Annotated in this window: 19 protein-coding genes and 1 other RNA gene; 12 read left to right on the top strand and 8 right to left on the bottom strand. The window is 62.2% G+C overall.

Annotated features, from left to right (window positions below; genetic code table 11):
- Window positions 1–59 precede the first annotated feature (59 nt).
- Together EXR94_07440 and EXR94_07445 are read right to left on the bottom strand one after the other, a co-directional pair.
- Entirely contained in the window at window positions 60–272 is a 213-nt protein-coding gene (locus tag EXR94_07440; protein ID MSR02558.1) for a matrixin family metalloprotease, read from the bottom strand.
- Window positions 244–660: a hypothetical protein gene (locus EXR94_07445; GenBank protein ID MSR02559.1), complete on the bottom strand. Its 417-nt coding sequence runs from the start codon at window positions 658–660 to the stop codon at window positions 244–246. The genes EXR94_07440 and EXR94_07445 overlap by 29 nt, the downstream gene beginning before the upstream one ends.
- A gap of 143 nt (window positions 661–803) precedes the next feature.
- On the opposite strand from EXR94_07445, the gene EXR94_07450 reads away from it, so the two are divergent.
- The gene (locus EXR94_07450; GenBank protein ID MSR02560.1) at window positions 804–3071 is read left to right on the top strand and encodes an MMPL family transporter; all 2268 of its coding nucleotides are present in this window, start codon (window positions 804–806) and stop codon (window positions 3069–3071) included.
- Window positions 3072–3073: 2 nt separating this feature from the next.
- On the opposite strand, the gene polA is transcribed toward EXR94_07450, so the two are convergent.
- Window positions 3074–5878: a DNA polymerase I gene (gene polA / locus EXR94_07455; protein ID MSR02561.1), complete on the bottom strand. Its 2805-nt coding sequence runs from the start codon at window positions 5876–5878 to the stop codon at window positions 3074–3076.
- A 78-nt stretch (window positions 5879–5956) separates the two neighbouring features.
- On the bottom strand, window positions 5957–7321 hold the full coding sequence (locus EXR94_07460) for a GWxTD domain-containing protein (GenBank protein ID MSR02562.1): 1365 nt from the start codon (window positions 7319–7321) through the stop codon (window positions 5957–5959).
- Window positions 7322–7421: 100 nt separating this feature from the next.
- On the opposite strand from EXR94_07460, the gene EXR94_07465 reads away from it, so the two are divergent.
- Both EXR94_07465 and pyrE read left to right on the top strand, forming a co-directional pair.
- On the top strand, window positions 7422–8321 hold the full coding sequence (locus tag EXR94_07465; protein ID MSR02563.1) for a serine/threonine protein kinase: 900 nt from the start codon (window positions 7422–7424) through the stop codon (window positions 8319–8321).
- Window positions 8318–8875, top strand: coding sequence for an orotate phosphoribosyltransferase (pyrE, locus tag EXR94_07470; GenBank protein MSR02564.1), 558 nt, complete (start codon window positions 8318–8320; stop codon window positions 8873–8875). The genes EXR94_07465 and pyrE overlap by 4 nt, the downstream gene beginning before the upstream one ends.
- On the opposite strand, the gene EXR94_07475 is transcribed toward pyrE, so the two are convergent.
- Window positions 8865–9794 carry an AraC family transcriptional regulator gene (locus EXR94_07475; GenBank protein ID MSR02565.1) on the bottom strand — a complete coding sequence of 310 codons (930 nt, stop codon included), beginning with the start codon at window positions 9792–9794 and terminating at the stop codon, window positions 8865–8867. The two genes, pyrE and EXR94_07475, sit on opposite strands and share 11 nt — an antisense overlap.
- A 71-nt stretch (window positions 9795–9865) precedes the next feature.
- On the opposite strand from EXR94_07475, the gene EXR94_07480 reads away from it, so the two are divergent.
- From EXR94_07480 to EXR94_07495, 4 genes are all read left to right on the top strand, one after another.
- Window positions 9866–10327 (top strand): hypothetical protein, encoded by a 462-nt coding sequence (locus EXR94_07480; GenBank protein MSR02566.1) that lies wholly within the window; start codon window positions 9866–9868, stop codon window positions 10325–10327.
- A gap of 19 nt (window positions 10328–10346) precedes the next feature.
- Window positions 10347–10734: RNase P RNA component class A (gene rnpB, locus EXR94_07485), an RNA gene on the top strand.
- Between the two features lie 100 nt (window positions 10735–10834).
- A complete protein-coding gene (locus EXR94_07490; GenBank protein ID MSR02567.1) occupies window positions 10835–11623 on the top strand; it encodes a hypothetical protein in 789 nt (262 codons plus the stop codon).
- 132 nt (window positions 11624–11755) lie between these two features.
- Window positions 11756–12589, top strand: coding sequence for a monofunctional biosynthetic peptidoglycan transglycosylase (locus EXR94_07495; protein MSR02568.1), 834 nt, complete (start codon window positions 11756–11758; stop codon window positions 12587–12589).
- Here EXR94_07495 and dnaN read toward each other — a convergent pair whose 3' ends face one another.
- Window positions 12590–13696: a DNA polymerase III subunit beta gene (gene dnaN / locus EXR94_07500; protein ID MSR02569.1), complete on the bottom strand. Its 1107-nt coding sequence runs from the start codon at window positions 13694–13696 to the stop codon at window positions 12590–12592.
- Between the two features lie 232 nt (window positions 13697–13928).
- Window positions 13929–15323, bottom strand: a complete 1395-nt coding sequence (gene dnaA / locus EXR94_07505) for a chromosomal replication initiator protein DnaA (GenBank protein ID MSR02570.1) — start codon at window positions 15321–15323, stop codon at window positions 13929–13931.
- A 132-nt stretch (window positions 15324–15455) separates the two neighbouring features.
- Here dnaA and EXR94_07510 point away from each other — a divergent pair, with 132 nt between their 5' ends.
- Genes EXR94_07510 through mnmE form a run of 5 tightly spaced genes read left to right on the top strand, consistent with a single transcriptional unit; the run spans window position 15456 to window position 19281 of the window.
- Window positions 15456–15617, top strand: coding sequence for a 50S ribosomal protein L34 (locus EXR94_07510; protein MSR02571.1), 162 nt, complete (start codon window positions 15456–15458; stop codon window positions 15615–15617).
- Window positions 15614–15967 carry a ribonuclease P protein component gene (rnpA, locus tag EXR94_07515; GenBank protein MSR02572.1) on the top strand — a complete coding sequence of 118 codons (354 nt, stop codon included), beginning with the start codon at window positions 15614–15616 and terminating at the stop codon, window positions 15965–15967. Before EXR94_07510 ends, rnpA begins: the two co-directional genes overlap by 4 nt.
- Window positions 15937–16194: a membrane protein insertion efficiency factor YidD gene (gene yidD / locus EXR94_07520; protein MSR02573.1), complete on the top strand. Its 258-nt coding sequence runs from the start codon at window positions 15937–15939 to the stop codon at window positions 16192–16194. Before rnpA ends, yidD begins: the two co-directional genes overlap by 31 nt.
- Before the next feature lie 24 nt (window positions 16195–16218).
- Window positions 16219–17928 (top strand): membrane protein insertase YidC, encoded by a 1710-nt coding sequence (gene yidC / locus EXR94_07525; protein MSR02574.1) that lies wholly within the window; start codon window positions 16219–16221, stop codon window positions 17926–17928.
- Between the two features lie 12 nt (window positions 17929–17940).
- Window positions 17941–19281 (top strand): tRNA uridine-5-carboxymethylaminomethyl(34) synthesis GTPase MnmE, encoded by a 1341-nt coding sequence (mnmE, locus tag EXR94_07530; protein MSR02575.1) that lies wholly within the window; start codon window positions 17941–17943, stop codon window positions 19279–19281.
- A 22-nt stretch (window positions 19282–19303) separates the two neighbouring features.
- Here the strand turns inward: mnmE and EXR94_07535 are convergent, their stop codons facing one another.
- Window positions 19304–19498, bottom strand: a complete 195-nt coding sequence (locus EXR94_07535; protein ID MSR02576.1) for a CDGSH iron-sulfur domain-containing protein — start codon at window positions 19496–19498, stop codon at window positions 19304–19306.
- Window positions 19499–19503: the final 5 nt, after the last annotated feature.

Genomic DNA, 19503 nt, shown 5'->3' on the forward strand with positions numbered 1-19503 from the left:
GGTGGCGACAAGCAGCGAACGATGGTGCCGGCGACGCAGCAGAACAATCCACCCCAAGGTCATGGGGGTCTTGGCTCGCGAAGGGCACCCGGTGGAATCGCATAGGGTAGCTGGGCTGACGAACGGTCTCGATCGGACAACCGGAGTACCGACACAGTAGGAAACATGATATCGCTTGGCCGGCCCGAATGAGGCAGACCCAATGCGTGTCCGAACTCGGGAAGCGCGACCGACCGGGTTTCCTCAGGCCCGAGCCACAGGTCTTCCCACATCCGGAGCGCCTCGCCCACGGCCTCCACCACCGGATCGGCGTTTGGCGGCCTTCCGATCAACACCCTGGGCACGGTACCTTCGCCCCATCGCCGAGTCCGGGCCGACGAGCAAGGAGTCGAGATACACCGTGGGGCCGGCTAGCGCGAGGCGGCGACGGACTTCGATCCTGGCGAGCTGAGCGATCAGCGGGGTCCGATGCTCCGGACGGGATTCGTTGACCGAACCACCGGCGGCCAAAGCGGTGACCGGAGGAAGCGCCGGAACCGGCGCAGCGGGCTTGGGCTCGGCCACCGAAATCGTCACGGTCGGGATGGGCCGCTCGGCCCACCGGCCGTAGATCAGCAGCACCCCCAAGCCGACCGTCAACCACAAGAAGATTCTCGCCACGGTCTGGGAGGCTGCAAAATGGGAGCCCGGTTCATTTTTGGCTGCTCGGTTCCTGGCTTGGCCCATCGGAACCCTTTACATTGCCAGCGTTTGCAGCCTTTCATCCAACGAAACGATCCCCCCTCCGTGCGCTGGAGACCCCGTTGATCATCGCGAGCTTCGCCAAAGCAATGGTGCGATGGCGTTGGATCGTTATCGCCGTCTGGGCGATCGTCGGGCTCATCGCCTTCATCCAGGCCCCGAAGACGCCGAACCGCCTCGCGCTTCAAGGCGGAGCCGATGAAATGACTGAAGCCCGAACCGCCGATCGGCTGCTGTCTACCCGATTCGCTCGGCCCTTCGGTGAGTTTCTGGCGGTGGCCGTCGAGGGTCCTACGTCGTTCGCCGAGGGACCGGGGCGAGCGGTCCTCGATACGCTGACCAAGACGGCCGCCCGGCTGGCCTACGTCCAAAACGTCGTCTCGTATCTGACCCGGAGCGATACGTTGTTCGTCTCCAACGACGGGAGGGCGACTTTCTTCTTGGTCTCCCTCCGCCTTCGGGCCGACAGCGTTGGAGCCAAGATCCCCGACATACGGGCCAAGCTCAACCAGGTATTGGCCCAAGTACCCAACCGGCCATCGTACAAGATGCACGTGACCGGCCGAGCCGCCCTTGACCTCGACGTCCGGACCGTGAGCGCCGAGGACGGGAAGCGATTCGAACTTCGACTCCTCCCGATCACCCTGGTCATCCTGGTTTTGGCGTTTGGAGCGTTGGTCGCCGCCTTGCTGCCGCTCGGCATCGGGGTCCTTGCCATTGCCGTGTCGCTCTCGATCGTCGGCGTCCTGGCCACCACAATGCCGATGTCGGTCTTCGTCCTGAATCTCACGACGATGATCGGACTGGGCGTCGGGATCGACTATTCCCTGCTGATGGTAACCCGCTTTCGCGAGGAACTGGCCCGCGGATACCGGCGACGCGAGGCGGCGGAGCGAACCTTGATGACCGCGGGCATCGCTGTCGTCAACTCAGGGTTGACCGTCGTGGTCGGGTTTGGCGCCCTCCTGCTGACGCCGATGGTCGAGACCAGAAGCGTCGGGATCGGCGGCTTGATTGTCGTTGGAGTAGCCGTTTTGCTCTGCATCACCCTGCTTCCGGCGCTTCTGGCGGCCCTGGGCCGCTCGATCGACGAACCCCGCTGGTTGGCTCGACGCCTCACTTGGTATCACGCCCCGCAGATTTGGGAAAAGTGGGCCCGTTCCCTTGCCCGCCACCCCGTCAGGGCTCTGCTGGTTGGGGGATCGATTATCGGGGTACTCACTCTACCGGTCTTCTGGATTCGAATCGGCCTCCCGGCCCGCGACTGGTGGCCCAGCCAGACCGAAGCCGGCGCCGGAGTCGAGGCCCTCTCGCGGATGGGCGTGTCAGGGTACATCACCCCGCTCCGCATCGTCGTCGAAGTGCCGTCAGGACAATCGGCCACTCAGGCGGTCAAGCTCCGTGGCCTCCGAGCCCTTTCGGACTCAATGAGGGCCGATCCCCGGGTCGTCGAGGTTCGCAGTATTGTCGACCTCGAGCCCGGGACCTCGATCCTCGCTTACTCGCTCCTCTATGCCGACCTCGATTCCGCCCGCGCCCGCCACGGCGATTTTCTGGATGCCTATTTGAGCCGCGACGGCCAACTTGCGCTCGTCGATGTCATTCTCGGCGATACCACGTCCCTGACCTCGGCCATGTCCGTCGTGGCCCGGATTCGGGGGCTTGCTTCCAGTCAGAGCATCCGTCAGCTCCGGGACAGCCGAGTGTTCGTCGGGGGCTACGTTGCGGCGAGCGTCGATCTCCAGGCCGAGATGCTGCGCCGGTTTCCGGGCTTGGTTGCGCTGGTCCTTGGCGCGACGGGCTTGATGCTGGCCATCGCCTTTCGATCGGTACTCGTTCCGGTCAAAGCCGTCTTGATGAACTCACTCTCCGTCAGTGCGACCTTCGGCATCTTGGTCTTGGTGTTTCAATTCGGGATCGGCGGTCAGTTTCTGCGACTGACCGGCCCGACGGAAGCCATCTTCGTGCTGGTTCCGGTGTTCGTTTTTGCCGTGGTGTTTGGACTCAGCATGGACTACGAGGTCTTCCTGCTCAGCCGAATCAAAGAAGCATTCGACCGGACCGGGAAGAATACCGAAGCGACGATGGAGGGGTTGAGCGCGACCGCATCGGTCATCAGTTCAGCGGCCCTGATCATGATCTTCGTCTTCGGGGCGTTCGCCTTTGCCCAGGTGCTGATCATGCAGTTCCTGGGTTTTGGATTGGCGGTCGCGGTGCTGCTCGACGCCACCGTCATCCGCATGGTCCTGGTTCCGGCCTTCATGCACCTCATGGGACGCTGGAACTGGTGGCCCGGCGGCCGGCGCCAGCCACCGGAACGACTCCACTAGCCTTAGTGTTTGGCCTCCAGCCAGTTCGATCCAACCCCAACATCGACAACCAGCGGCACCTTGAGTTCGGCGACGCCCACCATACAATCTCGGACCATTGGCACGACCCGTTCGATCTCGGCCTCGGGGACCTCGAGCACTAACTCGTCATGAACCTGCACCAAGATCCTCGCCTCGAACGACCCTTGACGGAGCGCCTCAGACAGTCGGATCATCGCGATCTTGATCAGGTCCGCCGCCGAGCCCTGAAGGGGTGAATTCTGGCTGAGCCGTTCGCCGAAGGCGCGGGTATTGAAGTTCTTGTCCTTGATCTCCGGAATGTACCGGCGGCGATTGAACAGGGTCTCGACATACCCTTGGGCCCGGGCCACCTCGATTTGGCGATCGAGATAGGCCCGCACCCCGGCAAATCGCTGGAAGTAGTCCGCAATGAACGTCTTGGCGCTCTCGAGGGAAATCCCAAGTTGCTTCGATAACGCAAAAGGCCCCTGGCCGTAGATCGTACCAAAATTGATCGTCTTCGCTTGACTTCGCATCTCCGGGGTGACGGCGGTCCGATCGGCCCCAAAAATGAGGGCGGCGGTCTGGCGGTGAATATCCTCGCCGGCGTTGAACGCCTCGACGAACGCCGGATCGCCTGACAAATGGGCCATCAGTCTGAGTTCGATCTGCGAGTAATCCGCCACCACGAAGCGCCACCCGGCCGTGGGAATGAACCCGAGGCGAATCGCTTCGCCCCTCGGCGACCGTATCGGGATATTCTGGAGGTTGGGTTCCGAGGAGGAAAGCCGGCCCGTGGCGGCACCGGTTTGGTTGAAGCTGGCATGGATTCGGCCAGTTCGTTGATTGACTCGGTTCGGAAGCACATCCACATACGTGGACTTGAGTTTCTGAAGCTCCCGGTACTCCAGTAACAGCCGCGGCACGACATGGCCCATGTCGGCCAACTGCTCGAGGACATCGGCATCAGTCGAGGGGCCGGTCTTGGTCTTCTTCAGGCTCGGCAACCGAAGCTTTTCAAACAAAAACACCGCCAACTGCTTCGGGCTGTTGAGATTCACCGAGCCGCCGGCCTCTTTGGCGATGGCGGCTTCGAGCCGCTTCAGATCCTCCGTCAGTTCACGCGAGAGTCGTTCGAATACCGGTGTGTCGATTCGGATACCGACCCATTCCATGTCCGCCAGGACCCGCACCAATGGCATCTCGATGTCACGAAGCAACGGCTGAAGAGAGGTTTCCGCCAACCGCGGCGTGAAGTACGCCTCCAGCGCCAATATCGTTGTACAATCCACCGCGGCCAATCCTGCCGCGACCGCCACCGCCACCTCGCTGAACGGAACCGGCACTTTACCTTTGCGCCCAAGATCGGGAAGCGTTGGTATCACCCGGCCGAGCAGATCGCCGCTGAGGGTATCGAGTCCATGGGACCGGCGACCCGGGTCCAAAACGAAACTCGCCACCATCGAATCGAATGCCACCCCCGCCAACTCGACCCCGTGGTTTCGCAGCACCTGCCAGCCCCGTTTGATATCGTGTCCACCCTTGGCCACCTGAGGATCCTGAAGCAACGCAACCAAATCGACACAGGCCGAGTCGCTGAGCGCCGGCAGGTTCTGGACGTCAACCGGCGCCGCCAGCTCGCCGTCAGCCGGTCGATGCCCAAACGGGAGGTACCAGGCTCGACTCAGGCTCGCCGCCAGACCGAGTCCGACCAACTTGGCGTCATGAGGTTCGCCGGCACTCGTTCTGACGTCCAGGGCCAGCAACGGGGCGGTTCGAAGGTCCGTCAGCATGTCCGCCAGGGCCAGAGGATCGTCCACGACCTTCACCTCGGCGGCCGGAGCTGCAGCCGGCACGACGTCGGCCCCGGCCTGAGCCGCCAATCCCTCCGCCGGCTCACGGTGAGCGGCCAAGCCAAGCCGGGTGACCAGTGAGTGGAACTCCAGGCGAGTCAGGACCGTGCGAAGAGCCAAGGGATCCGGCTCCTGGCGCACCGCCTCGCGGAGTTCAATTCCGACTGGTACGTCCTTCCTGATCGTCACCAACTGTCGGGATAGCCGGGCTTGGTCAGCCTCGGACAGGAGGGCTTCACGGGCCCGTTTGGCCTTCACCTCGCCGGCTTTGGTCAGGATGGTATCGAGATCCCCGAACTCAGCCAGCAACAGCACCGCCGTCTTCTCCCCGACCCCATGCACCCCCGGTACGTTGTCGGACGCATCACCCACCAGGGCCAGGTAGTCGATCACCTTGGAGGGCTCGACCCCCAACCGCTCCGAAGCGTTGGATTCGTCAACCCAATGTTCTTCGACCCCAGCCGGCCCCCCCCGGCCCGGGTTGAGGAGAGCAATCCGGGGCCCGATCAACTGGTAGAAATCCTTGTCGCCCGACACGATGACGACCTGCACGCCTCGATCAGCCTCTCGGCTGGCCAGGGTCCCGATGACATCGTCGGCTTCGTATCCGTCGATCGCTACGACCGGCACCCCAAAGGCCTTGAGGATTTCGCGGGTTTGCTCCAACGCCAGGTCGAAGTCCTGTTGAAGTTCCGCGTCCAGTTTTTGCCGCGTCGATTTGTACTCGGGATACATCGCCGATCGGAACGAATCTCCCTTATCGAGAACCCAGATCAGGTACTCCGGGCGGTATTTCGACTGGAGACGGAGTAGAAAATTGACGACACCCCAGGCCGCCGACGTGTTCTCTCCGCGGGAGGTTCGCAGCGGCCGGCTGATCATGGCGAAGAAGGACCGGTAGATCAGGGCGTGGCCGTCGATCAGGAACAGCCTGGGGATCTCAGAAGCTGACATAGACAGAAAGGTAAGCTGAAAAAACGAAGGGGCGACCGGGAATTCCCCGATCGCCCCGCAATTGTTTCGACAACACGACTATCGGTTTCGGGCGTCGCGTACCACCAGCGACCGCGCCCGAGCGAACTCCGAGCGAGAGTTCGGCGTCAACCGCATCCGGGAAAAGCCAAGCGTTCCCTCGAAATCGATCACCGCCCGGTATTCGTTGTAGTACCATCGGATGATCCGTCGATCACTAGACGGCGGGTTCTCCAACACTTGGTCGGGCTCGCCCAGGGTCACGAAGACCTCGCCACGATCAGTCCGCCACCCTTCCCCGCCCTCATCCCGAAATCGTTCATTGGCAAAGGCGATCCGGGTGAAGTACCGGTCCAACGCTTCGTTGTTGCTGGTCTCGGGAATCGGGTCGGTCACCGCAAAGAACTGGCGCCACAACTTCGCCCGATCGGCCGGCTTGGCACTCCTGAGGTTACCCAGCAACCCGGGCTCGTACGGAAAGAATCGCAGCAGAGTCAATAGGTTTTCGTAGTTGGTGACGACCCAGCCCTTCGCAAAGGAGACCAAGGCCTGAACGCTCCGAGCCGAGGGCCCCTCGCCAAACTGGATCTTGAGCTCACCAAGCGGCGGCGCGTCCGAGCCGAACCGGACCAACCGGCCCTCGACGCTCTTGCCGCCGGTAAATTGGACTTCAGAGCGATACACCACGCTGTCACGATCATCCCGAACCGTCACCGGGATCTGCGTGGGACCGGAGAACCGGTATCCCTCCACGTAGATGAACAACGTGTCGCCGCCGCCATGCGACACCGTGCCCCGGGAATTCAGAATGGCGTGGAGCGAGTCGGTAACGGATGTCCGGGACCGGACCTCGTAGACCATGGTCGGCGCTGAGATCGAACCAGCCTGAAAGGCCGGTACCTCCACCACCTTCTCGACCCGGCTGGCCGCCGTCGATGCCGGGTCACGAACCACGACCGCCACCGTGTAGCTACCCGGCGCCAGGAGAAAGGATTGAGTAAAGAAGATCGTTTCTTCGTTCCGCTGGGTTTCTTGAAACGAGGCCACCCGAACGACCTCCGTCTTGCTGACCGTGATCGGCGGGGCGCCGGTCCTGGTCAGGGAAATGTCCGCCCGGAACCGGGCCGCAAAGGTCCCCTGATCGCGCTGAAACGAGATGGCTCGATTCTCGAACGACAGTCCGACCGTCATCATGGTCGAGTCACCTCGACCGGCGAGCAGCGCCACATTGCCGACGAACGGAATCGGGCCGGTCCCCGCCAGGCGGCCGAGCCGCTGAAAAACCGTCGACAAGCTGAACAACTCGGTCAACGTCTGGTCGGTGGCGGTCCCCGGTGTCCCCGGTGGAACCCCTCGACCGGACAAGCACCCGGTGCCGATCAGAAGCAGGGCTATCGCGTTCAGGAAGCGGGGGCGACGTTTCATGCGGCAGGAATCCTTCAATAGCTTAGTGGAAGAACCGCGACGGAGAAGGTCCCGGCTCCTTGCTTAAGCCCTTGGGCGGCGTATACGTTGAACCGATCCAATGAGCCAAGATAACCTCGTCGGCCGAACCGTGGCCGGTTACATGCTTCTCGCCTTCGTTGGCGAGGGTGGAACCGCGACAGTCTACCGCGCCCAGCACCCCACGCGCGGCCTCGCCGCCGTCAAGGTGCTCCGTTCCCGGACGAGCCAAGACCCAGTCGCGGTCAAGCGGTTTCTCCGAGAGGCTGAATTTGGCGCTCGCCTCGACCATCCGAACATCGTCAACACCTACGACTACGGCGAGGCCGAGGGAATGTTTTATCTGGCCCTCGAATGGGCCGCCGGAGAGCCGCTCGCCAACTTCCTGACAGCCACCGGCCCGCTAGCCCCTGACTTGACCGCCAAGATCATTCGGCAACTGGCCGACGCCCTCGTCGTTGCCCACCGGGCCGGCATCATCCACCGCGACTTGAAGCCGGCCAACATCATGTACGACCCGGTATCCCAGACGGCTCGGCTCTTAGATTTTGGGATCGCGCGGGATGCCGAGGACGACCCATCGCAACGGCTCACCAAGGCCGGGTTCTTTGTCGGCACCCTCCAGTACGTCGCCCCCGAGGCCTTGAGCGGTGAGCTCGTCAAGGAGCAGGCAGACGTCTATAGCTTGGCCACGATCGCGTACCACCTCCTCAGCGGCCAGTTGCCATACCCCGGGAAAAACCCACGAGAGTTGTTTCAGCAACTACTATCAAAACAGCCGGTCCCTCTGTCCCAGGCCAACAAAGCGATCAAGTTCTCCAGCGAACTGGAAACGGCCGTGATGCTAGGCCTGGACCGCGACCTTTCGAAACGCTGGAAGACGGTCAGTGACTTCGCTACGGCTTTCTGCGAAGTGGCTCAACAAGATGAAAAGGGGAAGGGCGGATTTTTTTCGTCCCTGTTTCGTCGTCGCAAGAAATGAGCGCTCTCAGTGAACTCGAGACGCTCCTGCGGGAGCGGTCCCTGGTCTTCGGGGATTTCATCCTCGCCTCGGGGCGGAAGTCCACCTACTACATCGACGCTCGAAAAACCACGATGGCCGCCAGGGGCCAGTTCCTCATCGGCACCCTCGGCCTTGAGTCGGTTCGAAACCGGGGCTGGAAGCCGGCCGCCGTTGGTGGCCTGACCATGGGGGCTGATCCGGTGGCCTACGCTATCGCGAGAGCGAGCCTGGACTCGCCGCCCATCATCGACGGATTCAGTGTCAGAAAAGCCACCAAAGAGCACGGCACCAAGCGGCGAGTCGAAGGCAACTTCGAGCTCGGCGTTGCCGTGGTCATCGTTGAGGACGTCATGACCTCGGGTGGCTCGGCGATCCAGGCCGTTGAGGCGGTGCGGGCGGAAGGCGGCCTCGTGTTGGGTGTCCTCGCGGTGGTTGATCGAGAGCAGGGCGGGATTGCAGCCGTCGAGCGGCTCGGCGTAGAGGTTGCTTGTATTACTACTATATCAAGATTGGGGGTCATCGCTAAACGGTAGTCTTCGCGACTAATCCGCCGAGAACCCTGGAACGTCTCTCTTGGCCCGCCGATCCCGATACCGGGGGCCGGCCCGGCCGACCAAGCTCCATCGGATGAAATTCGCCCCACGCCAGTCGATACGGGTCAACCAGTAACGCAACGAACCGTTCAATCGCCGAGTCAAACGTGAACCGGCGGCGGAACTCACCCGGGGTAATCCCAAGCATGGCTCGAAGATGCCGGCCGAAGCTCTGGGGCGAGGAACACTCAAGCCGGTAGGCCACATCCGTGATGGAGAGGCCTTCGTTCTCGAAAAACTGGGCGGCATACACCAAGCGGATGGCCGCCATGTATGTCTTCGGCGACGGTAGTCCGGCCCTGGCAAACCGCGACACCATGGTACTGGGCCGCATTCGGGCGTGGGCCGCCAGTTGGCGCGCCACCGAGGTCGAGGGAGCGAGCCGGATCATCATCTCGAGGAACATCCTCGCGTCCGCCGGAACGTCAGGGATCGAGTCGAGCACCCGCGCGAGAATGCGGGCGGCGGGACGGGATGCCGGTTCGGCCAGTAGTTGCCGGAGTCGCCGCCAGCCATTGGGGCCGCTGACATCCACGACGTGACGCACCCCCGTCGCCCCTAGCCGCAGGAGGGTTTCCGGTGCCGCTGGATCGGCTCGGGTCACCAGCGCCACGGTTGGAATGTCGGGGAATCGACGCACGAGGTTGTCGATGTCCTCGACCGCCTGCCCGGCACACTCGTGGACCGAGAACACCACCGCATCGATCGGATGTTCCCGAATCACCCGCGTCGCCGCCGGCAAACTGGACCGGTGTACCACGGCAAAGCACCCGAGGCCCGCCGCATCAAGCCCCGGCCGGTCGGTTTCCGCGACCACGGCGGCGACCGTCAGACATCCTCGTTCAGGCAACATCCTCATTCTCCGGTTCGAAGTCTGTTCGAAGCTGCACCCGGAGGCTCAACGAAGGGTAAAATGCCGGACCCACCCAAATGATTCAGATCGAGTCAAAACGCGACTGTCCTTCCGAACCGCGCATCAGGGCCTTGATCGCCGCGAGGGCAGGGGATGCGGCCGCCGCCCGAGCCCTCCTCGCCTCCCTCGGTTCCGGTGCCGGCCGAACCGGCTCCTGGGAGTGGGACGGCGACGTCCGGCCAATCATCGCGGACACCTATTTCGAACTGGGCGACTATCCGAAGGTGATCGAGGTTTTGAAAGACTTCGCTCCGCCCAGTTTCAGTTCCCGAGGATTTGATTCGCGATGGGTCCTGCTCCCCAGGGTCCGGCTCCTCCGCGGTCAGGCCCTCGAACGCACCGGTCAATTTGCCGCGGCGGCCGGTGAGTGTCGGGCCGTCATCGACCGATGGGCCGGGGCCGATGTCGAGCTCTTGACGGTCGTGCAGCAGGCCCGGCAGCGGTTGGCCGCCGTGACCGGAACTGCCGAAGGGCGGTGATCCGATTACCTTATGCCCCGGGGGCCGACGAGGTAGTCGCGGGGCGGGTTTTCGTCCCCGAGGAAAGTCCGAGCTCCAATGGGTAGACTGCCAGGTAACGCCTGGGCGCCGAAAGGCGACGGATCGGGCCACAGAAAACGAACCGCCCCTTGGGTTTAGGCCCACGGGGTAAGGGTGAAAAGGTGGGGTAAGAGCCCACCGCGTTGCTGGTAACAGCAACGGCACGGTAACCCCCAGTCGGAGCAAGGCCAAATAAGCGGCGAGGTGCGACCCACACCGACCACGTCCTTCGGGACGAGCCGCGGGTAGGCTGCTGGAGGCGCCTGGTAACGGTCGCCCTAGAGAGATGACTATCCGGATGCCTTCGGGCGTCCGAACAGAACTCGGCTTACGGTCGACCCCCAACAACCCCCTTAACGCCCAGGTTTGGACGGGGGGTTGTTCTGGCTCTGACGGGCGTTCCAACGCGGGGCGTTCCGAGGACGTTGATCTTCTTGGAGGAAAATTATGTCTGGTCGATTCATTGCCGGTGCGGTTCCGTTCGTGATTTGGGGGTCGATGGCGGCCGTCGCGCCGGAGGCCCCGAGCACCACCAAGTACCGAATCGATACCAAGCTCGAACAGATTGTCGACCTCAGCGCCATGGGGCAGGGCAATCAAACCACATCCTTTGACCAGCATGCGATCATTTCCGTGACGCTCACGGATACGATCGGCGGGCAGATCATGCACGTCGTGATCGATAGCCTTACGTCAACGGCACCGGTCCCCCCGGAAATGATCCAAAAAGCCCAAGGCGCATGGCTGCACGGCACGGTCGACGCATGGGGCCGGGGCAAGGTCACCGCGACCTCGGCCGATTCGAACGACATGGTGTCACAGCTGAAAGGGACGATGGCTCGCTTCTTCCCGATCGTCAAACCGGGCGCGAAGGCCGGCGATTCTTGGCTCGATACGGCCACCGTCGACACCAAGACGCCGGCTCAGACCATGAAGTCCATGACCATCACCAACTACACCCACGGGGGTTCGGTGACGCGTGACGGGCAGCCAGCAGCTCGGATCGATGCGGCCTCCTCGACCACCGGGGCCGGCACCATGGAAAATCCAATGGCGGGCACCATGGACGTCGAACTGAAAGACACCGCAACCAGTTCGTATTTTGTCGGATCGAACGGCCGGTTCCTCGGTGGTGAATCGTCCTCCGACGGGAAGAGTCTCGTGCGGACCCCGATGGCACCTGATCCGATCCCGGTTGTCATCAAGCGGACCACCACCATCTCCGTTGCCAAGTAAGCGATTGGGTTGACGATGTCACGGCGCCCGGTTTCGTCGGCACCGGGCGCCTTCCTAATGAACCCGCCTTCGGGAGTTCCCGGACCCGGGCAACCCTCGGCCCCCAAGCGATCGCGATTCCGTCGAATTCTGATGGCGTCACTCGTCCTCGGATCACTTTTCTGGTTTTGGATGTTCGCCGTTTGGCCTCCGCCGATTTGGTACCGCTGGAACTGGCCCCGACAAACGGCCTTCATGGCGATGCGGGGTGATCAGGCCGATAGTCTCGCCCGTCACGGGCAGCGTCGGCGCCAAGCCATCGACGGCACCCTCCCAAGGCTCTACGATCCGGTCGAGTTTGATCGAATCGCAACGGCTGTCCCCCAAGCCGTTCTGATCGCCGAGGACCACCGCTTCTTCGAGCATGGCGGGGTTGATTTCCAGGCAATTCGACAAGCCCTTGGCTACCGCCGAGAGGATTTTGAACTGAAAGATCCCCGGGATCGGACTGAGCTTCGCCGAGTGGTTGGGGCGGCCTGGTCGCGGCGGGACCGAATCAGAGGAGCGAGCACGATTACTCAACAGCTGGCGAAAAACCTCTACCTTTCCCCGTCTCGCAACCCGCTTCGGAAGTTTAAAGAAGCCCTGACGGCCTATCGCCTCGAGATGGCGATGTCCAAGACCAGGATTCTCGAACTCTATCTGAATGTCGTGGAGTTCGGACCGGAAGTCTGGGGCGTCGAAGCCGCCGCCCAGGCCTACTTCGGCAGATCCGCTGATCGATTGACAGTGGAACAGGCGGCCGCCCTAGCCGGGTCACTTCCGTTTCCGCTCCGGTCGAATCCAGCCTTTAGATCCGGACGGATGCGGTGGCGGCAGCAATTCATCCTGCGCCGGCTGCGGGGTGAACCGATTCAGGTTCCGGACGACGGCGAACCGCCCGAAGGGAAAGAGCCGATGGAGCCCGACTCCACCAGCTCCCGATAGTTAATCCAACAGCCGTAAAGGCATCACCAGCGAGAGATAGCTGGCCGGGTCATCCCAACCGACCGGTTCACAGGTCGCGGCCCGCTCTGGGGCTTTAAAGCTCATCCGGACCTCGTCGGTCGGCATGTACTTGAGCACCTCAAGCACATAGGCCGCGTTGAATCCGATTTCCAGCGGGTCGCCCTCATACGCGACCGTCATTTCCTCTTGGGCCTCGCCCAGATCTGGAGTCGTCACCGACAGCTTACAAGTCCCGTTGGCGAAGGCCATCCGAATCCGGTGGGTTTGATCGCTGGCGACGATACTCATCCGACGGAGGGCGGCCGCGAGGGCCGCTTTGTCCGCCGTCATGATCTTGTCGTTTTCCTTGGGAATAACCTGTTCATAGTTCGGGTACGGGCCTTCGATAAGCCGGGTGTACACCTGGGTACCCGCTGATCGGAATCCGAGGTGATTGTCGCTCCGGGCGATCTCGATTTCCTCCTCGGGTTTGTAGAGCCGCCGAATTTGGTCTAGGGCTTTCGGCGGCACGATCAGGTCCGCCTGACCTGAGCCCTTCAACGGGACATCCATCCGGGCCAGTCGGTGCCCGTTCGTGGCTACCATCCGCATCCGATCGCTTCGAAGCTCCCAGAGCACGCCGTTGAGAATCGGCCGGCTTTCCTCAGTGCTGGCGGCGAACGCCACGTGTCCGATCAGTTTCTGGAGGTCGTTGGCCGCCACTTTCCAAGCCCCTTCGAACTTAACCGCCGGGAAGGCTGGAAATTCATCACGCGAAAGCCCGAGAAGCTTGAACCGCGACCGGCCGCATTCGATTTGGACCCGCTGTTCCCCCGAGGCGGTGAACCGAATGGCGGCGCTCGGCAGTTCGCGGACGATCTCCACCAGCTTTCGGGCTGGGAGGGTTGTAGCACCCTCCTGGTCCACCTGGGCTGGTATGATCGTACTGACCGCAATATCGAGATCGGTTCCCGAGAGCCGAAGACCGTCTTTCGTGGCCTCGACCAAGATATTGGAGAGCACCGGCAGCGTGGTTTTGGATGGAATGCTGGCGGCAACCGCTCCAAGGCCTTCGTGTAATTTTTCCCGCGTAATCGTGAACTTCATTTCGGTTTACTCTCCAGCCGGCCTCAGTTATCACCACGGGCTATTAGAAAAGCAGTACCTATATAATAAAACAGTAGTAGTCGTAGAGAGGGTCCATTGTTGATGACCAAACCAACCCCTTATGGCTAAGCGAGTTGCTCTCCAGGCGACGTCCTCATCCTGTGTGTACAGCGGGGAAAGGTCTGAAAAACGCACCTGAATATCCCCATGATCCACACTTCACACACCCAACTCACACGACCGATGAGGTTAACTCCACTCGAGCGGAATCAACGCGATCCCGGAATCCCCGATCACGGGCCAACTCTCGCTGGACCTTGCCTACGCTATGAATCACGGTCGAGTGATCCCGTCCCCCAAACGCCTGCCCGATCTCGACGAGTTGCATATTGAGGACCTCCCGGGCCAAGTACATGGCGATCTGCCGAGGCACCGTGAGACTCTTGATCCGAGCCTTGGAACGGAGACCTTCCGGGGTGACCCCCCATCGTCGGGCCACTACGTCCTGCACCTTATCGATCGAGGGCAAGGCCTTGGGTCGGTCGTCACTGGTGGTTTGGCTCGGCCGGATTCGGTCGGCCAGGGCTTCGCGGGCCAGGTCGACGGAGATTTCCCGGTGCCGAAGCGAGGCATAGAGCAACAATTTGATGATCGAGCCCTCGAGCTCGCGGACGTTCGAGTAGACATGCTCGGCAATGAACGTGAGGACGTCGTCAGGTATCGTCGTTTCGAGGTGATCTTGTTCCTGCTTCTTGCGGAGAATGGCAATCCGATGTTCGAGATCCGGCATCCCAACGTCGGCCACCATGCCCCATCCGAACCGGCTGACTAGCCGATCTTCGAGGCCGGGCATTTCTTTCGGAGCCCGATCGGAGGTCAGCACGATTTGTTTTTGGGACTCGTACAACGTGTTAAACGTATGAAAGAACTCTTCTTGCGTCGCTTCCTTACCCTCGAGGAAGTGGACGTCATCGACCAAGAACAGGTCAATTTCACTGCGATATCGTCGCCGGAGATCGGGCATGGTACGCCCGTGGATCCCTTCAATGACCTCATTGATGAAATGCTCGGCTCCAATGTAGGTCACCCGGGTCGCAGGATTCTTCCGAATGACGGCGTGGGCAATGGCCTGCATCAAATGGGTCTTGCCGAGCCCAGTGCCCCCGTAGATGAACAGCGGATTGTAGGTCCGGCCCGGGGCTTCGGCCACCGCGTAGGCGGCCGCAGCCGCGAGCTCGTTCGACTTCCCGATGACAAAGGAGTCAAACGTGTACCGTTCGTTGAGGGGCAGGGGTGACTGGGTGGTCCGGATCGGTGCGGTGATCGGCTCGGGCGGTGGCGCCACGAAGAAATCAATCTGGGGGCGTTGGCGCCGGTCATCCGGCACTCGAAAGCTTACCCCAACCGCATGTCCTAAAACGACTTCAGCAATCTTGGCGAGGATAGCCGAGTGTTTGGCTTCATTCCACTTGACCGCAAATTCGTCCGGGAGCCCGAGGACGAGATTTGCCCCGTCGAAGCTGAGGGGCTCAGCCGGCGACAGCCAGGTCTCGACCGCTTGCTCGGTGAGCTCGCGCCGGGCCTCATCGAGGATCCGTTTCCAGACGTCTTTCGGGGACAACGGCATTTCGCCTCGAATACAGATCAGGGGTCTAGCGAAGGGGGACGATCTTACGGCTGGCGTGTGGAAAAGTCAACCTTGACCGAAGCCGGATAGAGCCGCTATCTTCCCGGGCTCACTTGAAGTGTTGGGGATTCTATGCAGCCGTCATATCGCCCGCGGAATCGTAAGCGGGTCAACAGGCATGGTTTCCGGGCCCGGATGGCAACTCGCTGGGGTCGGGCTACGCTTGCGCGCCGACGTAAGAAGGGCCGCAGGAGCTTGACCATTTCGATTCCGTCCAAGCACGGCGGGAGCTGACGACCTCCGAGGGTTTTGCCCGACGGCTTCGCCTGGCGTCGCCCAATGACGTCCGGCGAGTAATGAGTCGGGGCCGGCGCCACCGAACGACGCACCTCGAAATCGCTTGGCTAGTGAATGATGCGGGCCATCCAAGACTGGGATTGATCGTCCCGAAGTTCCAGTCGAATGCGGTGGCCCGTAATCGTTTGCGGAGGCAGTTGAAGGAAATTTGGCGGCGGGGGGGACTACCGCACTTAGGGCCGATCGACATTGTGGTACGGACCCGGCCGGCGACGTACACGGCACGGCCGAGTGACCTCAAAGCCGAGGTGCTCGGATGGGTGCAATCAAAGACGCCGGGGTCTTGACCGCGGTCTTTCAGTGGCCGCGTCGGGGTGGCGCGGCACTGATTCGCGGGTACCAGCGGTTCGTATCGCCCGCCTTTCCGCCCCGCTGTCGCTTCAGTCCCAGTTGCTCGCAGTACACACTCGAGGCGGTGGAACGTTATGGATTGGTTCTCGGGATTTGGTACGGGCTCAAGCGGCTCGCCAAGTGCCATCCGTTCCATCCGGGTGGGTATGATCCACTCCCTTAATCCCTAGAACCCTCGGCGCCGACCATGGATCGTCGATTCGTCTTGGCCATCGTCTTGATGATGGTCGTCTTGATCGTGCCGCCGCTGTTTCTCAAGAAACCCGTGCGCCCGGTGGCCAAACCGTCGGTGACCACAGTCACCCCGGTTGCCGAATCACCCGTGGCCTCGACGCAGCCGGTGCTGACTCGTCCAAGTCTTGCCCCTTCCGATCCGGGTACGACCGGTTACGCGGAGGACACGGTTGTCGTCCAATCCGCTTTGTATCAGTACCGGTTTTCGACGCGAGGCGGGCGGCTCGTGGGAGCGGCTCTGAACGACTATCGGTCGATGCGGAAAGACGAAAAGGGCCAGCGACTCGAGATGTTCGGGCCAGCCAGCCAGTTTCTGTCCCTGTCCTTGCTGGTCGGCCGGGATACGGTGTCGCTGTCGAACCTGCTTTTCCGCCCCTCCGCCCCGCAACTGGACGTCACGGCTGGGGCCGAGCCGAGCCGACTCACGTTTTCGGCGACGATCGACAGCACGCTGGCGCTCGACTTGACCTACGGGTTCACTCCCAAGGACTATCGGATCGATGTCCGTGGTTCGGTACGGGGCCTTGGGCCGACCGGCGGCACGTTGCTCATCGGGATGGGCCCCGGGCTTCGCAACACCGAATCGGACAGCGTCGAGCACTCACGTGAAGTCGGGGTCGTGACCCGTAATGCCAGTTCCGAGCTGACCCACTTCGCGAAACTGAAGCCCGGCGAGCCCACCCTGTTAAATGGACCGTTCCATTGGGTCGCGCTCAAGTCCAAATACTTCGTGACGGGCGTCCTCGCGTCTGACACCGGCCGGGCGCCGCCGGGACGGCTGGGCGGCGTGTCGGCGTTGACGAACGATCGGACCCATGGGACGCCGGAATGGGCCGATGTCTCGACCAGTGTCGGCATCGGGCCGAACGGCGATATCGGTTTTTCGCTGTATGTCGGACCGATGGAATACCCCAGGCTCCAAGCCCTCGGTCATGGCTTTGACGACGTCAACCCCTATGGCTGGGCCTGGCTTCGGCCGGTGATCCGACCGGTGGCTGTTGGAGCTCGGTGGCTTTTGGTCTGGCTCCACGAGAAAATTGGCTTGGCGTACGGATTGGCCCTGGTGGTGTTCGGGGTCGGCATCCGATTGGTACTCTGGCCGCTCAACCAGCGCGCCATGCGGGCCAGTATGGCGATGCAGGCCATTCAGCCGGTCCTGAAAGAGATTCAAGACAAGCACCAGAAGGATCCGCAACGCCTTCAGCAGGAAATGTTCAAGGTCTACAAGGAAAACAACGTCAACCCGTTCAGCGGTTGTTGGCCGGTGTTACTTCCGTGGCCGATCCTGATCGCGCTGTTCTTCGTGTTCCAGAACTCGATCGAGCTTCGGGGCCAAGCGTTCCTGTGGGTCCCGGATCTATCGCGGCCGGACCCCCTTTACATCATCCCGGTTCTGATGGCGGTGTCGATGTTCGGCGTCACCAAGATCGGCCAAATGGGAATGCCGGTAAATCCCCAGATGAAGATGATGCTGTACTTCATGCCGATCATGATGTTGGTGTTGTTTTTGAATTTCGCATCAGGGCTCAACCTGTACTATGCGGTTCAGAACCTGGCCAGCATTCCCCAGCAATGGCTGGTGGCGCAAGAACGGGTGCGACGGTTGCCGCCGACTCCGCCGGCAACGCCGTCCGTTCAGGCCAAGGGTATGTCCAAGCGCTGATCCGGCGCAACGATCGGTGGTGGTGATGTGCTTTCCGATCTGATTGCGGCGCTGGCCACTCCGCCGGGCCGCTCGGCACTCGCCGTGGTTCGGCTGTCGGGACTCGGGGCCTTCGACGTGGGGCGTCGGGTTCTTTGTTGGCCAGATGACCGCCTGATTCGGGCCCGGCAGGTCGAACTGGCCACGGCTTATAGCCCGTCGGGCCATCCCGTCGATCAACTCATGGTCACGTTCTTCCAGGCTCCTGCCAGCTACACCGGTGAAGATCTGGTGGAGTTCAGTTGTCACGGGGGTTTACTGGTCCCGGCCCAACTACTCGGCGTCCTGTGCGAAGCCGGGGCCCGCCTTGCCGGTCCCGGGGAATTCACCCGCCGAGCGGTCCTGAACGGCAAAATCGATTTGCTCCAGGCAGAGGCTGTGGGCGACCTCATCGACGCCACGACCGTCGCGCAGGGTCGCGGCGCCCTGCGGCAGCTTGACGGAGGATTATCCCGCCGCCTCGAGGTCCTTCGGTACAACCTGACCGACCTCCTGGCCCTCCTCAGCTATGACTTGGACTTTCCAGAGGAAGACGACGGGCCGGTGGAACGAGCCACTGTTCTGGGTGGCTTGGACGCCGTTGTTGACGCGATTCGGCGCTTGTTGGAGACCGCCCTGATCGGCGAGCGGGTCCGGCGGGGCGCGTTGGTCGTCCTGGCCGGACGTCCGAACGCCGGCAAATCGTCGCTATTCAATGCGATGCTTGGATCGGAGCGAGCCCTGGTCAACGAAGCCCCCGGCACCACCCGCGACACCATCGAGGCGGACCTCGACTTGACCGGCTGGCCGATTCGGCTTGCCGACACGGCCGGCCTCCGACCGTCCGCGGATCGGATTGAGCAGATGGGCATCGAGGTAAGCCGGCGCTACTTGGCGGCAGCGGACCTGGTGTTGCTCTGCGTCGAGGCGGGTCGTGCCCTCAATGCGGAGGAAGCGGCTCTAGCTGCCGATCCGCGCACGTTGTTGGTTCGAACCAAGGCCGACCTTGCCTCGAGCCCGGGGTTGGCAATCTCAGCGAAGAGTCGGGTCGGGTTGGAGAGCCTCAAAACCGCGTTGGTCAGCCGATTGTTCGAGGGCAGCCAACCGCTTGGTGATTTCGAACCAATGTTGACCCGGGAACGCCACCGAGTGTCGCTGGAAGCTGCGCTCGCCGCGCTCGGGGACGCGAAGCCTCATCTTGCCCCCACGGGCGACGCGGTTCTAGTCGCCCATCACGTTCGCCGGGCGGTTGCTTCGTTGGATGAACTCATTGGGGCTATTGATGTTGAAGAGGTACTTGGCCTGATCTTCTCTCGCTTTTGCGTCGGGAAGTAAACCCAAGAGTCGGCAGCGCCACTCAGGGCCGGTTGTGCGATCCGTCGCAGAAGGGCTTCGACAGACTCCGCCCGCAGGCGCAGAGCTTGACCGTTCCGGGGGCCTTGTTGTTGACCGGAGGCGTCAGGAGGTTGCCCTCAGAATCCCGAATCTCGATCTGGCCCTGAATTAGGTACGGGCCGTTTGGCCGGACCGCGATGGTGGTGGGGTCGGTCATCTCAT

The organism is Gemmatimonadota bacterium, from assembly GCA_009692115.1.
Taxonomy (GTDB): Bacteria; Gemmatimonadota; Gemmatimonadetes; order Gemmatimonadales; family GWC2-71-9; genus SHZU01.

Bases quoted from the DNA above. Each gene is read 5' to 3' on its own strand.
- EXR94_07440 (MSR02558.1), bottom strand. From the start codon at position 272: ATGTGGGAAGACCTGTGGCTCGGGCCTGAGGAAACCCGGTCGGTCGCG.
- polA (MSR02561.1), bottom strand. From the start codon at position 5,878: ATGTCAGCTTCTGAGATCCCCAGGCTGTTCCTGATCGACGGCCACGCC.
- EXR94_07460 (MSR02562.1), bottom strand. From the start codon at position 7,321: ATGAAACGTCGCCCCCGCTTCCTGAACGCGATAGCCCTGCTTCTGATC.
- EXR94_07465 (MSR02563.1), top strand. From the start codon at position 7,422: ATGAGCCAAGATAACCTCGTCGGCCGAACCGTGGCCGGTTACATGCTT.
- pyrE (MSR02564.1), top strand. From the start codon at position 8,318: ATGAGCGCTCTCAGTGAACTCGAGACGCTCCTGCGGGAGCGGTCCCTG.
- EXR94_07475 (MSR02565.1), bottom strand. From the start codon at position 9,794: ATGAGGATGTTGCCTGAACGAGGATGTCTGACGGTCGCCGCCGTGGTC.
- EXR94_07480 (MSR02566.1), top strand. From the start codon at position 9,866: ATGATTCAGATCGAGTCAAAACGCGACTGTCCTTCCGAACCGCGCATC.
- EXR94_07490 (MSR02567.1), top strand. From the start codon at position 10,835: ATGTCTGGTCGATTCATTGCCGGTGCGGTTCCGTTCGTGATTTGGGGG.
- EXR94_07495 (MSR02568.1), top strand. From the start codon at position 11,756: ATGGCGTCACTCGTCCTCGGATCACTTTTCTGGTTTTGGATGTTCGCC.
- dnaN (MSR02569.1), bottom strand. From the start codon at position 13,696: ATGAAGTTCACGATTACGCGGGAAAAATTACACGAAGGCCTTGGAGCG.
- dnaA (MSR02570.1), bottom strand. From the start codon at position 15,323: ATGCCGTTGTCCCCGAAAGACGTCTGGAAACGGATCCTCGATGAGGCC.
- EXR94_07510 (MSR02571.1), top strand. From the start codon at position 15,456: ATGCAGCCGTCATATCGCCCGCGGAATCGTAAGCGGGTCAACAGGCAT.
- yidD (MSR02573.1), top strand. From the start codon at position 15,937: ATGGGTGCAATCAAAGACGCCGGGGTCTTGACCGCGGTCTTTCAGTGG.
- yidC (MSR02574.1), top strand. From the start codon at position 16,219: ATGGATCGTCGATTCGTCTTGGCCATCGTCTTGATGATGGTCGTCTTG.
- EXR94_07535 (MSR02576.1), bottom strand. From the start codon at position 19,498: ATGACCGACCCCACCACCATCGCGGTCCGGCCAAACGGCCCGTACCTA.